14 protein-coding genes are annotated in these 13653 nt (G+C 66.7%); 6 read left to right on the top strand and 8 right to left on the bottom strand.

Annotated features, from left to right (window positions below):
- Nucleotides 1-56: 56 nt before the first annotated feature.
- Complete coding sequence (locus tag SCH01S_RS15790; protein ID WP_157032843.1) at nucleotides 57-515, bottom strand: hypothetical protein; 459 nt, start codon at nucleotides 513-515, stop codon at nucleotides 57-59.
- A gap of 123 nt (nucleotides 516-638) precedes the next feature.
- Nucleotides 639-2420, bottom strand: a complete 1782-nt coding sequence (locus tag SCH01S_RS07145; protein WP_046348084.1) for an ABC transporter transmembrane domain-containing protein — start codon at nucleotides 2418-2420, stop codon at nucleotides 639-641.
- A 132-nt stretch (nucleotides 2421-2552) separates the two neighbouring features.
- Between SCH01S_RS07145 and SCH01S_RS07140 the strand changes: the two genes are divergently transcribed.
- Nucleotides 2553-3773, top strand: coding sequence for a polyhydroxyalkanoate depolymerase (locus SCH01S_RS07140; RefSeq protein WP_046348083.1), 1221 nt, complete (start codon nucleotides 2553-2555; stop codon nucleotides 3771-3773).
- 193 nt (nucleotides 3774-3966) lie between these two features.
- Here the strand turns inward: SCH01S_RS07140 and SCH01S_RS07135 are convergent, their stop codons facing one another.
- Together SCH01S_RS07135 and SCH01S_RS17115 are read right to left on the bottom strand one after the other, a co-directional pair.
- Nucleotides 3967-4659 (bottom strand): hypothetical protein, encoded by a 693-nt coding sequence (locus SCH01S_RS07135; RefSeq protein ID WP_046348082.1) that lies wholly within the window; start codon nucleotides 4657-4659, stop codon nucleotides 3967-3969.
- A gap of 116 nt (nucleotides 4660-4775) precedes the next feature.
- On the bottom strand, nucleotides 4776-5435 hold the full coding sequence (locus tag SCH01S_RS17115) for a PEPxxWA-CTERM sorting domain-containing protein (protein ID WP_046348081.1): 660 nt from the start codon (nucleotides 5433-5435) through the stop codon (nucleotides 4776-4778).
- 185 nt (nucleotides 5436-5620) lie between these two features.
- Here SCH01S_RS17115 and SCH01S_RS07125 point away from each other — a divergent pair, with 185 nt between their 5' ends.
- Entirely contained in the window at nucleotides 5621-7684 is a 2064-nt protein-coding gene (locus SCH01S_RS07125) for a S9 family peptidase (RefSeq protein ID WP_046348140.1), read from the top strand.
- A gap of 115 nt (nucleotides 7685-7799) precedes the next feature.
- Nucleotides 7800-8426 (top strand): DedA family protein, encoded by a 627-nt coding sequence (locus SCH01S_RS07120; protein WP_157032847.1) that lies wholly within the window; start codon nucleotides 7800-7802, stop codon nucleotides 8424-8426.
- On the opposite strand, the gene arsC is transcribed toward SCH01S_RS07120, so the two are convergent.
- Nucleotides 8423-8761 (bottom strand): arsenate reductase (glutaredoxin), encoded by a 339-nt coding sequence (arsC, locus tag SCH01S_RS07115; protein ID WP_046348079.1) that lies wholly within the window; start codon nucleotides 8759-8761, stop codon nucleotides 8423-8425. The genes SCH01S_RS07120 and arsC overlap by 4 nt on opposite strands.
- 86 nt (nucleotides 8762-8847) lie before the next feature.
- Here arsC and SCH01S_RS07110 point away from each other — a divergent pair, with 86 nt between their 5' ends.
- Nucleotides 8848-10053: a sensor histidine kinase gene (locus SCH01S_RS07110; RefSeq protein ID WP_169746368.1), complete on the top strand. Its 1206-nt coding sequence runs from the start codon at nucleotides 8848-8850 to the stop codon at nucleotides 10051-10053.
- Here SCH01S_RS07110 and SCH01S_RS07105 read toward each other — a convergent pair.
- Complete coding sequence (locus tag SCH01S_RS07105) at nucleotides 9998-10423, bottom strand: BLUF domain-containing protein (protein WP_052733832.1); 426 nt, start codon at nucleotides 10421-10423, stop codon at nucleotides 9998-10000. The two genes, SCH01S_RS07110 and SCH01S_RS07105, sit on opposite strands and share 56 nt — an antisense overlap.
- A 183-nt stretch (nucleotides 10424-10606) precedes the next feature.
- Here SCH01S_RS07105 and SCH01S_RS07100 point away from each other — a divergent pair, with 183 nt between their 5' ends.
- Together SCH01S_RS07100 and SCH01S_RS07095 are read left to right on the top strand one after the other, a co-directional pair.
- Nucleotides 10607-11284, top strand: a complete 678-nt coding sequence (locus tag SCH01S_RS07100; RefSeq protein WP_245612183.1) for a response regulator transcription factor — start codon at nucleotides 10607-10609, stop codon at nucleotides 11282-11284.
- Between the two features lie 72 nt (nucleotides 11285-11356).
- Nucleotides 11357-11536: a hypothetical protein gene (locus SCH01S_RS07095; protein WP_046348078.1), complete on the top strand. Its 180-nt coding sequence runs from the start codon at nucleotides 11357-11359 to the stop codon at nucleotides 11534-11536.
- 220 nt (nucleotides 11537-11756) lie between these two features.
- Here SCH01S_RS07095 and SCH01S_RS07090 read toward each other — a convergent pair whose 3' ends face one another.
- Nucleotides 11757-12527: a LytR/AlgR family response regulator transcription factor gene (locus SCH01S_RS07090; RefSeq protein ID WP_046348077.1), complete on the bottom strand. Its 771-nt coding sequence runs from the start codon at nucleotides 12525-12527 to the stop codon at nucleotides 11757-11759.
- Nucleotides 12524-13609 carry a sensor histidine kinase gene (locus SCH01S_RS07085; RefSeq protein ID WP_046348136.1) on the bottom strand — a complete coding sequence of 362 codons (1086 nt, stop codon included), beginning with the start codon at nucleotides 13607-13609 and terminating at the stop codon, nucleotides 12524-12526. Before SCH01S_RS07085 ends, SCH01S_RS07090 begins: the two co-directional genes overlap by 4 nt.
- Nucleotides 13610-13653: the final 44 nt, after the last annotated feature.

Raw genomic sequence — 13653 nt, 5'->3', positions numbered from 1 at the left:
CTCCCGAAACTGGTTCGGAAGGCTCTTTGCTCGACAAGCAGGCGAACCCGCAAGCCTTAGCGGCGACGATGCGCGGGCGGGCCGCCCTTCGTGTCGGACTCGCGCGCCGGGCTCTGCCGGCAATGATCGGTGATCGTGCGCGAGCAGCGCGGATACGGCCCGGTCGAGGCCGGCGGCGCCGTCATGTTGCCGCCCTCCTGCACCATCACGGTGCCGGAGCCCGACGTGCCCATCGAGCTCGTCGACGATCCCATGCTGGTGCTGTTCGACATCGACCCGCTCGACATCGTGCCGCTGGACATGGTGCCACTCGACATCGTGCTGTTCGGGGTGGTCACGGTGCCGTTCGGCTGAACGGTGGCCGCGTTGCTGCCCATGGTGTCGCGCTCGCCCATCGTCGTGCCCGGCGTGAGCGTGGCGCCGGAACCGATCGGCTGGCCCGCGTCGCGCGGATCGGCCTGCGCAAAGGCCACGCCGCTGATCATCAGGGCGGAAACCAACAAAATGCTTCTCATAACCGTCTCCTCGTTGCGAGCGGCGCGAGGCCACTTGCTTCAAAGCCCCGTGCCCAAGCGCGGTAACGCGCGCGAGGGGTGTAACGAACTAGGTTCGGAGCGGTTTCAGCGCGTTGCCAAGATTCATGCGGCAAGACCTTCGAACTGCAGCCGGGCGAGACGGGCATAGAGGCCGCCCGCGGCGCTGAGGCTGTCATGGGTGCCGGCCTCGACGATGCGGCCTTCGTCCATGACGATGATGCGGTCGGCGGCCCGTACGGTCGCGAGGCGATGGGCGATGACGACGGTGGTGCGGTTCTCCATCAGCCGCTCGAGCGCATCCTGCACGAGGCGTTCGGATTCGGCATCGAGCGCACTGGTTGCCTCGTCGAGAAGCAGGATCGGCGAGTCCCTGAGGATCGCGCGGGCGATGGCGAGCCGCTGGCGCTGCCCGCCCGACAGACGCGCGCCGCCTTCGCCCATGAAGGTGTCGAGTCCCTGCGGCAGCGCTTTCAGAAAATTGGCGGCATTGGCTGCTTCGGCAGCCGCCCAGAGCTCGGCATCCGACGCATCCCATCGGCCGTAGCGCAGGTTGTCGCGGGCGGACGCGGCGAAAATGACGGTTTCCTGCGGCACCATCGCCAGCCGCGCGCGCACCTCGGCCGGGTCCGCCTCGCGCAGATCGACGCCGTCCAGCCGCACCGCGCCCAGCTGCGGATCGTAGAAGCGCTGGGCGAGCTGGAGCAGGGTCGATTTGCCCGCGCCCGATGGGCCGACAACGGCGACGGTCTCGCCGAGAGCGACGTCGAGCGAGAAATCGTGGAGGGCGCTGGTGTCCGGCCGCGTCGGATAGCGGAAGGTCACATGCTCGAAGCTCAGCCTGCCCCGCGCAGGCACGGGCAGCGGGACCGGATCGGCGGGTGCCTTGATCTCCGGGCGTTCGGCCAGCAGCTCGGACAATCGTCCCGCCGCGCCCGCGCCGCGAAGCAGGTCGCCATAGACTTCGGTCAACGCGCCGAAAGCGCCCGCGACCAGGCCGCCGGTCAGCACGAACGCGGCGATCGACCCGCCGCTCAACCGGCCCGCGGCGACGTCGGTGACGCCTTCCTTCAGCACCAGCGTGATCGATCCGAAGATCAGCGCGATCACCACGGCGGTCATGATCGCGCGGATGAAGATGCGGCGCTTTGCGACGCCGAAGGTCGCCTCGACGGCGGTCGCAAACCGGCCCTTTTCCCGCTCTTCCTGTCCGAACGCCTGCACGATCTTCATCGCGCCCAATGTTTCGGCGACGATCGCGCCGACATCGGCGATCCGGTCCTGGCTTGCGCGCGAGAAGGAGCGCACCCGCCGGCCGAGCACCACGATCGGCACGACGATCAGCGGGATGCCGATCATCAGCGAGCCGGCAAGCTTGGGCGACAGCACGAACAGATAGACGACGCCGCCGAACCCGGTGAACAGGTTGCGCAACGCGACCGACACGGTGGTGCCGACGATCTGCTCGATCACCGACGTATCGGATGTCATTCGCGATGCGATCTCCGACGGCCGGTTTTCCTCGAAGAAGCGCGGCGCGAGCGTGACCAGGTTCGCATGCACCGCCTTGCGGATGTCGCCGACCACGCGTTCGCCCAGCCAGGACACGAAATAATAGCGAAACGCCGTCGCCAGCGCCAAAACGCCGACGATCATCAGCAGATAATAAAAGGCCGTGGACACTGCATGCGTGTCACCGCCGCTCGAAAAGCCGCGATCGATCACCCGCTTGAAGCCGTAGGGGATCGCGACGGTCGCGCCCGATGCGACGACCAGAGCCATCGCGGCGCAGGCGATATGGCCGGGATAACGCGCCGCGAATTGCCAGACCATCGCCAGGCTGGAGAGTTTGCGGGCCTTCGGCGCCGCTTCGATGTCCTGGGCCATGATGTCGCGACTAGCAGGAGCGAGGCGGGGCCTCAACATGGGGATAGTCGGGCAGGCGGCGTTGCACGGGGGGACGGATTGAGCCAAACCGGTGACGAAGCGTTCAGGGGTGGGCGCTACTGAAGGACGCTGATGCTGTACGATGCTTATGAATGGCAGCGCTCGCTGCTCGCGGGGGCCAGCGCCTTCGCCAATGCAGGCGCCGAGTTTCTTTCCAATCCCGCCAATCCGATGGCCTATTTCGGCGGAGGGCCGCTGGTCGCTTCCGCCCTTGAAGTCTTCGCCCATGCCGCGGCGCCGCGCGGCAAGCCCGAATTCGGACTGCCCTATACCACGATCGACGATCGCAAGGTGGTCGTGGAAGAAGACATCGTCCTCAGAAAACCGTTCGGCCAGCTGAAGCGCTTCCGGCGCGAAGGCGTGGAGGGCGGACAGAAATTGCTGATCGTCGCGCCGATGTCCGGCCACTACGCGACGCTGCTGCGCGGCACCGTCGAGCGGATGCTGCCGAGGCACGACGTCTACATCACCGACTGGCGCGACGCGAAGCTGGTGCCGCTGGCGGAAGGCAGCTTTGATCTTGAGGATTATGTCGATTACCTGATCGAGTTCCTCGAGACGATCGGGCCCGGCGCGCACATGCTGGCGGTTTGCCAGCCATCGGTGCCCTGCTATGCAGCGGCGGCCCTGATGGCCGCGGGCAAGCATCCGTGCCGGCCGAAGACGCTGACGATGATGGGCGGCCCGATCGACACGCGCGAGGCGCCGACCGCAGTCAACACGCTCGCGACCCAGCGGCCGCACGCCTGGTTCCAGCAGAATGTGATCGCGACCGTGCCGTTCAGCTATCCGGGCGCAGGGCGGAAAGTCTATCCGGGCTTCCTGCAGCTCGCCGGCTTCATGTCGATGAACCTTGGCGATCACCTGATGAGCCATTGGGAGATGTTCAAGCACCTGGTCCAGGGCGATGGCGAAAGCGCGGACCGGACCAAGGAGTTCTACGACGAGTATCGCTCCGTCTGCGACATGACCGCCGAATTCTACCTGGAGACGGTCGACCTGGTGTTCCAGCGCCACGCCTTGCCGAAAGGCGAATGGGTGCATCGCGGCGTGAAGGTCGATCCCGGCGCGATCACCGATATCGGCCTGCTGGCGATCGAGGGCGAGCGCGACGACATTTCTGGAATCGGCCAGACCAAGGCCGCGCTGACGCTCGCGACCAACCTGCCCAAGGCGGACAAGAAATATCTGCTCGCCAAGGGCGTCGGCCATTACGGCATCTTCAACGGCAGCAAATGGCGCGAGAAGATCGCGCCTGTGCTCGAAGAGTGGATCGCCGCCCACGCGGGGTAAGGCGAGCGGCTGATCCTCCCCTTGCCGGGGAGGTGACTCGACCGGCGCGAGGGAGCGGTGTCAGCCGTCGAGTTTGATTCTTCACCGCTGACACCCCTCCACCGCCCGGCTGCGCCGGGCGGTCCCCCTCCCCTTGCAGGGGAGGATTTATCAATTTGGGGTAGCGGCCGGAGGTGGCCGACATGGACGACATTCACATGGATTCCGGAAAATTTCCGATGTCCGGCTCTGGCGGGACGAACGGTTCGCCGTCGCCGGTCCAGCTCCAGCCCGGCGGAATCCAGGTGACTCCATTGTACTGGACCCAGCCCGCCTCGCGCCGTTCCTGATCGCGTCGGGCACCCAAGCGCATGAGCTGTTGCGTCAGCTTCTCGATGCCCTCGGCGGCCGTTCGCTTGTCGATTTGCCGCCATTCCTCCCGAACCTCGCGTTCGATTTCCCGGCGGAAGGCGGCGGTCAGACGTTTGCGCGTGAAGCCGGCGCGGGGGCCGTATTTGTTCGGCTTGCAGCCCTGAAGCAGCAGCTTCAGGATCATGTCAGACCGTTTGATGCGGGTGCCGACGACCTTGCCATAGGCGAGGACTTCCTCCTCGATTCCGATCACGCCGCGTTCCCAGGCGTGCAGCTCGATATCGGTGCCGGCCATGTCGATCGCGATCCGGCAATGATGCGCGAACGCGGCATCGCGGGCCTGGTGGTTGTACACGGTCGCCGGTGCGACCCCTGCGGCCCGGGCCGCATCGCGGACGCAGCCGGTTTTGGCGAGAGCGTCGAGAAACGCGCGCCGGCGCTTGCCGGCAAAGGCGTCATGACGCCTCGGCGCCTCCTCGTCCGCGGCCTCCGCCCAGGGAACAAGGGCGTGATCTGTCGTGCTGTGCTGATCCATTCTCCGCCTCCTCACGAAGGCAAAGATAACCTGTTTGGTTATATGTAGGACAGCATTATTTCCACGCCTGTGCGGCCGGGAAGCGTCAAACCGGATCGGCTTCCCGGCCGAGCGATTCAGCTCGTCATTGCCGTGACGCGCGTCCGACGCCGTGCCGCTGCGCCGAGCAGGCCGAAGCCGCCGAGCATCATGGCCCAGGTCGCCGGTTCGGGAACGGCGGGCGGGGGCGGGGTGACGCCGGCGAGCGCGCCGAGCCGCACCTGGCGGATGTCGTCGACGCCGGACCCGCTGGTGTCGAACGAAACGGCGGTGATCAGGTCGCCGCCGCTGGTGCGGGCCGAGAACCAATTGTTGCCGTTGCCCAGATCGAACGTGCGCGTTTCGGTGCCGAAATCGCCGAAGAAGGTCACGTTGACCGTGTCGGTGTCGCGCGCGGCCTTGTGCAGGTCGAACTCGACCTCGCCGAAGCCCGCGCCGTCTGTCCGGAAAAATCGAAGCGCATCGAGCGACCCGGTAAGCGCCTGGACCCGCGCCTGGCCGTTGCCGAAGCCTTGCAGGGTGACGCCGTTCGCCAGCGACAGGAAGCTGACGCTGGTGTTGCTCTTGTTGGTATGGCCGAACACGGTCTGGCCGGTCAGGCCGCCATCGACCAGCACGTTTTCGGAAGGTTGGACGCTGCCGGGAGAATTGAAGATCTCGATCGAAGCGGCTGCCGGGCCGGCAAAGGCGAACGCGGCTGCAACCGCGGCAATGGAAGCAATTCTGGATACGGTCATTTGTGACACCCCTTAGATAACCCCGAAGCCCTGCGCGTTCGTATGCGCGCACCTGCAATGGTTAACGCGGGATTCCCCAATCGGTTTCTAGGCTTGTTGGGTATTGTTCCGAACTTCGCCGAAGAATGGGCTCGGTTCGCCGCGGGCTTTCAATCCGGGCGGATGGGATGCTAGGCAGCATGTCCATGAAGAAGACGCTGATCGCGCTCGCCCTGGGCTCTGCCGCCCTGACCCCCACCATCGCCGAAGCCCGCCCGATGACGGCGACCGATCTGGCCACGATGCGGCGGATCGGCGCGCCGGCCACGTCGCCGGACGGGCGCTGGCTGGTCTATCAGCTGCGCGAGACCGATCTTGCCGCGAACAAGGGGCGCAATCACCTCTGGCTGCTCGACCTGAAGGCGAAGAATGCGGCGCCGGTACGGATCGCGTCCGGGCCGGCCGACAAGAGCGAGCATGATCCGGCCTTCTCGGCCGACGGCAAGTGGATCTATTTCCTGAGCGATGCCGGCGGCTCGGATCAGCTATGGCGCGTCGCGGCCTCGGGCGGTGCGCCCGAGCAGCTGACCAGCCTTTCGACCGACATTGGCGGCTTCCTGCTCGCGCCCACCGGCGACCGGATCGCGATCTGGGGCGACCGGCCGCTCGACTGCACGGATTACAACTGCACCGCGGATGCGAAACCCGACGCGTCCAAGGGCGGGAGCGGCCGGACCTATGACCAATTGTTCGTGCGCCACTGGGACACCTGGGCGGAGCCGGGCACGCGCTCGCGCATCTTCGTGCTGCCGATGGCGGACGGGAAGCCCAGCGGGGCGGGCGTGCCGGTTGCGACCAAGCTGGTCGGCGACGCCCCGTCCAAGCCGTTCGGCGGCAGCGAGGAGCTGGCCTGGAGCCCGGACGGCAAGACGCTCTATTTCGCGCTGCGCGAGGCCGGGCGGATCGAGCCGCTGTCGACCAATCTCGACATCTTCGCCGCCGGCCCGAACGGCGAGCCGGTCAACCTGACCGACGCCAACGACGCGACCGACACCTATCCGGCGGTCTCCCCCGACGGCAAATGGCTCGCCTATGCGGCGATGAAGCGGCCCCGCTATGAAGCCGACCGGCTGGGCATCATGCTGCGCAATGTGGCGACCGGCGCGACGCGCGAGGTCGCGCCGAACTGGGATCGGTCGGTCGGCTCGATCGCCTGGGCGGCGGATGGCAAGAGCCTGCTGGTGACCGCGGGCGAAGTGCTCGACGAGCCGCTGTTCCGGATCGATATCGCCACCGGCAAGGCGACGCGGCTGACCGAGGGCGGCACGGTCGGCAATGTGAAGCCGCTGGCCGATGGCTCGGTCGTCTACACGCTGAACAGCATCCAGGCGCCCGACGACCTGTATCGCTGGAAGGGCGGCAAGTCGGTGCGGCTGACCGCGGTCAATGCCGACAAATTGAAGGAGATCGACCCGGTCAGCGTGAAGCGCTTCAGCTTTGCCGGCGCCAACGGCGACACCGTCTGGGGCCAGATCATCAAGACCGAGGGCGCGGCGGGCAAGCTGCCGGTCGAGCTGCTCGTCCATGGCGGGCCGCAGGGATCGTTCGGCAACAGCTGGTCCTATCGCTGGAACCCGAAGCTGTTCGTCGCCCCCGGCTATGCCGCGGTCACGATCGATTTCCACGGCTCGACCGGCTATGGCCAGGCCTTCACCGACAGCATCAACAAGGATTGGGGCGGCAAGCCCTTGCAGGACCTGAAGCTGGGCCTGCCCGCCGCCGCCCGGGAAGACCCGCAGCTCGACATCGACAATGCCTGCGCGCTGGGCGGCAGCTATGGCGGCTATATGATGAACTGGATCGAGGGGAATTGGCCCGACCGGTTCAAATGCATCGTCATGCACGACGGCGTCTTCGATGCGCGGGCGATGGCGTACGAGACCGAAGAGCTCTGGTTCGACGAGTGGGAGCATGGCGGCCATCCATACTACGAGGCGCCGCAGGAATATGAGAAATGGAACCCGGTGAACTTCGTCGACAAGTGGAAGACGCCGATGCTGGTGATCCACGGCGAGAAGGATTTCCGGATTCCCTATACGCAGGGGCTGGCGGCGTTCACCGCGCTGCAGCGGCGGGACATTCCGTCGCGGCTGCTGATCTTTCCGGACGAGAACCACTGGGTGCTGAAGCCCCGCAACTCGATCCAATGGTACAGCGAGGTGTTCGCCTGGCTGGACCGGTGGCTGAGGCCTTCCGGAGGCTCCCAATAACAAATCCGTTCGTATCGAGCGAAGTCGAGATACGCTTCTCGACTTCGCTCGAAGCGAACGGCTAAGGGGGCGGCACAACCCACCCGTTAGGATGGGCGAGCGGGATTCCATGTCGATTCTTCACACCATCATCGCCGCCATGGCGACGTTCATCATCGCGGTCATTTCGGCCGGCGGCTATCTCGGCATCGTGCTGCTGATGGCGATCGAGAGCGCGTGCATTCCGCTGCCCTCCGAGATCATCATGCCGTTCGGCGGCTATCTGGTCTCGACCGGCGAGCTGAACCTGTACCTGGTCGCGACCGCGGGCGCGCTCGGCTGCAACCTGGGGTCGATCCCGGCCTATGAAGTGGGCAAGCGCGGCGGACGCGCGGCGATCCTGCGCTGGGGCAAATATGTGCTGCTCGACGCGCACGATCTGGAGCTTTCGGAGCGGTTCTTCGCGCGGTTCGGCAGCATCGCGGTGCTGATCGCGCGCATGCTGCCGGTGGTGCGGTCGTTCATCGCGCTCCCCGCCGGGGTCGCGGCGATGCCGCTCGGGCGATTCCACCTCTACACCTTCATCGGCTCCTGGCCGTTCTGCTTCGGGCTGGCCTGGATCGGCATGAAGCTGGGCGAAGCCTGGGACAGCGATCCGCGGCTGAAGGACTGGTTCCACCGGCTGGACGCGGTGATCGTCGTCGCCGGTCTGGTCGTCGTCGGCTGGTTCCTGTGGACCCGCTGGAAGCGCCGGGTGCGCTAGAGGATCTCGCGCACCTTGTCCGCGGGCCGGCAGAGGCGGACGCCTTTTTCGGTTTCGACCAGCGGACGTTCGATCAGGATCGGGTTCGCGGCCATCGCGTCGAGGACTGCCGCGTCGGCGGCACCCGAGAGCCCCGCTGCGGCCTCTTCCTTGGCCCGCAGGCCGTCGCGCGGGCTGATCCCGGCGCGCGCGTAGAGCCGTGCGAGCTCGTCCCGGCTGGGCGGGGTTTTCAGATAGTCGATGACGGTCAGGTCGATGCCCGGCTCGGCTTCGAGCATGGCCAAGGTGTTGCGCGAGGTGCCGCAGCGCGGGTTGTGGAAGATGGTGGCTTTCATGCGCCCCGCTCAGCACAGAAGAGGCGCGTGGAAAAGAGCGGATCGCGATGCGTTCCGTTTCGTTCACGAATCGGAGGTGGAGCACCATGGGTGACTTGGCCGATAACGAACGTGCCGCCGCGGAGATCGCCGAGCGCACCGCCGAGCTGGAGCGCGCGCAGCAGCAGCTGAGGGAAAGCGAAGAACTCTACCGGCACGTCGTCGAGCTCAGCAGCCTCATCCCGTGGACGGCGGACGGGCAGGGCCGCATCCTGGCGGTCGGCAAGCGCTGGCGCGACTGGACCGGCGCCGCGCCGCACCAGGCGACAGGCACCGGCTGGCAGGATTTCGTGCACCCCGAGGATGCCGACGGGCTGCTTCAGGCATGGACGCAGGCGGTCTGGACCGGACGGCGTTTCGAGCGCGAATGGCGGGTGCGCGGCGCCGACGGCAGCTATCGCTGGTGCCACGCCCGCGCGGCCAAGCGGGCCGACGACGGCGGAGACGAGGTCGTCTGGTACGGCACCCTTGAAGACGTGCAGGAGCGCCATGAGGCCGAGGAGGGCTATCGGCGCGCAGAAGCAGAGCTGGCCCATGTCTCGCGGCTGAGCGCGATGGGCGCGATGGCGACGGCGATCGCGCACGACCTGAACCAGCCGCTGACCGCGATCGCCCAATATGTCCGCGGCTGCAAACGGCTGCTGGCCGACGTCGAGGGGCCAGGCAGGGAGGAGCTTGCCGACGGCCTGGAGAATGCCGATCGCAATACGGTGCGCGCCTCAGAGATCGTACGGCGCGTCCGCGAATTCGTCACGCGCGGAACGGTCGAGACGCGGCGCGAGAATCTGGCGGAGCTGGTGGAAGAGGCATGCCGCTTCGCGATGGCCGATCCTGGGGCCAACGGCGTTCGCTGCCGGCTTGGCCTGGACGGTGAATGCACGGTTCTGGCGGATCGAATCCAGATCCGGCAGGTCCTGGTGAACCTGATCCGCAATGCGGTGGACGCGATGCAAGGCCGCCGCCGGCGCGACATCGTGATTCAAACCGGATGCGGCCGCCCCGGCTATTGCGAAGTATCGGTCACCGATACCGGCCCGGGCATCGCGCCGGCGGACACGGCGCGGATCTTCGACCCGCTCTATACCACCCGCCCGGACGGCATGGGCGTGGGTTTGTCGATCAGCCGCACGATCGTCGAGGCGCATGGCGGCACGATCTGGATCGACTCGCGCGACGGCGAGGGCGCCACGATCCGCTTCACTCTTCCGGTGGCGGCGCCAGCGGACGGGCAAGCTCCTGAAGCAGCCGCATGAGGTTGCGCAGCGCATAGCCGTCGGGCTCGCCGTTTTCGGCCAGCGCGCGCTCGACGATTCCGGCGGCGAAGGTCGAATGGCCGACATAGACGAGCGACCATCTGGAAAAGCGGCGGGCAGCGACGGGCCCTTGATCGATGGTGACGACATCGCAGTGCCGGGCATCGCGCGCGATGCTGGCCATGATGTCGAGCACCGCCGCTTCCTCGCCTTCGAGCAATTGCGCGAACCGGGTGCCGGTGTAGAGCAACGCCCCCGTCACCCCGGCTGCCGCGTTGCGCGCCGTCGAGACGTTGACGATCGAATCGATCTCTGCGGCGGCCTGCCCGGAGGGCAGCAGGCTCCGGGAGACATAGACAAGCGAATACACGCGCGACCTTTCCTGTAGCGGGCGGGCGCTGCTACCGGCCGGACCTCAGCGCTTCGCAAAAATCGCCACCGTATTGCTACGGTCCAACGCGCGGGCCGACGAAATGGTCATGGGTGGCGGTCAAAGGAACCGTCCGGCGCAATCGCTGGTTGACCGGTATCCGAAGCGGCGGGTGTAGCCGTCATGATGTTGAAGCCAGGACCGGCCCCAGTCTCGGGCCATGAGAGCACGTCGGAGCGGATCGTCTATGTGCTGGACGACGAGAGCGAAGTGCGCCGGTCGCTGGGCTTTTTCCTGAAGGCCGCCGGATTTCGCCCGCGGCCCTATCTGAACGGAGAGGATTTCCTGGCCGAAGCGCGCGATCTGCCGCCCGGTTGCGTGCTGCTGGACATGCGCATGCCCGAGCTCGACGGGCTGACCGTGATCGAGCGGCTCAGGACGCGGCTGCGGCGGCTGCCGGTAATCCTGATGACCGGCCACGGCGATATCGGCACGGCGGTACGGGCGATGAAGCTGGGCGCGATCGATTTCCTGGAAAAGCCGTTCGAGGAACCGGTGCTGATCGCCGCGCTGGAGCGGGGCTTCGCGATGCTGTCCCGCGATGCCGAGGAGGAGCGCGAGCGGCGCGAGGCGGAGCAGCAGATGGAAGCGCTGACGCCGCGCGAGCGGGACGTGCTCGCGCTGCTGTCCGAAGGGAAATCGAACAAGGAAGTGGCCATCGCGCTCGACCTGAGCGTCCGCACCGTCGAGATGCACCGCGCGACCATGTTCGACCGGCTGGGCGTCCGCACGCTGCCGGAGGCGCTGCGGCTGGCTTTTCGCGCGGGCATCGACCTGGCCCAGCCGGCCGATCTTCACTGACTCGTCGAAACAATCCGCCGCTTCGTCGCGCGGCCAGTAGCGGCGCGGGTCGGGATCGGCTTTCCTTGCCGCATGGCCGAGCTGGATGAATTGCACGCACAGGCACGCCGGTGCCGCATGCTCGCGGGGGGACTGTCCAACCGCGACGACATCCGTGCGCTCGAAGACCTGGCGCGCGAGCTCGAGGAGCGGGCCCAGCGGCTCCGCCATGGCATGCAGGCGGTGCCCCCCACGACGGGAATCGCGGCCTAGGCTATTGAGTCCTCGACCTAGAGCGTGTCGATATTACGCATTTGAGGGCGCAGACGAGCGTCAAATCCTCCCCTTAGAGGGGAGGGGGACCGCCCGGCGCAGCCGGGTGGTGGAGGGGTGTCGGCGCTGGAGATTCATTCTCAATCGCTGACACCCCTCCGTCAGCCCTTCGGGCTGCCACCTCCCCTCGAAGGGGAGGATTGCTGAATGTCGATACAGCCTAGTCTTCCCTGAGTGCGCTGCGGATCACTCGTTCGTAGGTGCGCCCCACCCGAACTTCGGTCCCGTCGTCCAGGACAGCCGTCAGCGACGCGAACGGGCCGCGCCGAAAGCTGTGCAACCGGCGGCGATGGATGACGGCGCTGCGATGCACGCGGATGAAGCTGGCCGGATCGAGCCGTTCGGTCATGGCGGCCAGGCTCTCGTGATAAAGGAATGAGCGCTGGCCGGTGTGCAGGCGCACATAGTCGCGCTCCGCCTGGATCCAGACGATATCGATGGCGGGCACACGGAAGGTCTCGCCACGTGAGGTAACCCAGAAGCAGGCGTCGGCATCGGCCCGCTCTCTCAGTTCGCCGCGCAACGCCGCCACCACGGTGCGCAGCTCCGTCAATTGCTGTTCCTGTTCCTGCCGGGCAATCACGCCGCGGGCGCGCTCGACGGCGAGCGCGAGGCGGTCGAACGCGACCGGCTTCAGCACATAATCGACCGCGTGCGCTTCGAAGGCGGCGATCGCATATTGATCGAAAGCCGTGACGAAAACGATCGCCGGCGCCGAACCTTCCAGCTCCGCCAGCAGATCGAAACCGCTGCCGTTCGGCATCTGAACGTCCAGCAGCAGCAGGTTGGGCGCGTGTTCGGCGATCAGCGCGCGGCCTTCGCGGATGTTGCCGGCTTCGCCGACCACGGCGATCCGATCCACGGTGGCGAGGGCGCGCCGGATGCGGCGGCGCGCCAGCGGCTCGTCATCGAGGATCAGCGCCCGGATCATCCCGGCGTGAACCTCAGCGGCAGCGACACGGTCGCGCGGAACCGCCCGTCGGCCGTGCGGCCGCCATCCAGCCGCCCCGCGTCGCCGAACCGGGTTGAGAGGCGCTCGGCGACGTTCTTGAGGCCGAGCCCGGTGCCCGTGGAGGGCCTGGGCCGTTCCGGCGCATCATTGTCGATGTGAATGCCCAGGATGTTGCGGTCCGCGCCCGCGCTGATCCGGATCCGGACCGCGCCGTCGACGGCCCCGACGCCGTGCTTCACGGCATTTTCGACCAGCGGCTGCAGGATCAGGCTCGGCACCTTGGCGCGGTGAAGCTCGGCCGGCACGTCGATGTCCACCGTCAGCCGGTCGGAGAACCGCTCGCGTTCGATGTCCAGATAGCGGCTCTGGATGTCCAGCTCTTCGCCCAGCGTGATATCTTGCATCGGGTCAAGCGCCAGCGTGGAGCGCAGGAACCCCGACAGCGACAGCACCATCCGCTCGGCCGGGCCGACATCCCGTTCCTCGATCAGCGTCGCAAGCGCGTTCAGCGTGTTGAACAGGAAGTGCGGATTGATCTGGTAGCGGAGCGCCCGCATCTGCGCGCCATAGGCCTGGGCGCGAAGCTCCGACAGCTGACGCTCGCGGTCGATCACTTCGGCGCTGTATTGCTGCGCCAGGAACAGCGCCGACCAGCTGAGATACGCGCCGATCCAGAACAGGATGTTGCTGAGCATGTCGCCCAGCTTCATCGGCGTCGGGTTCATATCCACAAATCTGAAGGCGAAAAACGCGACCAGCGCATGAACGGTCGCGACCACCACGGCCGCGGCGCAGACCAGGATCGCCTTGACCGAGAAGGCGGGGCTTCGGTTGTGCGTGACGAGCAGGATGATCAGCCAGCTCATCGCCACCGCGAACGCCGTCATCAGGCAGCGGATTGCGGATACGCCCCAGCTGCCCATGCTGTTCACGGCGCCGAGCCCGGTCAGCACGGCCAGCAGAACCAGCCAATAGATCAGACTGAGCTTGAGGCCCGCGCGCGTGATTCGGGCGTCCGATTCTCGCGACGAGACCATCTGGGAGGCAGCAGGCTGGTCCATGAACCGCATAACGACACCGCACGAAGGCTAAGTCGAGAGCCGTT

Source organism: Sphingomonas changbaiensis NBRC 104936 (genome assembly GCF_000974765.1).
GTDB classification, from domain to species: Bacteria; Pseudomonadota; Alphaproteobacteria; order Sphingomonadales; family Sphingomonadaceae; genus Sphingomonas_B; species Sphingomonas_B changbaiensis.
This window is presented reverse-complemented; position numbering and strand designations above follow the sequence as displayed.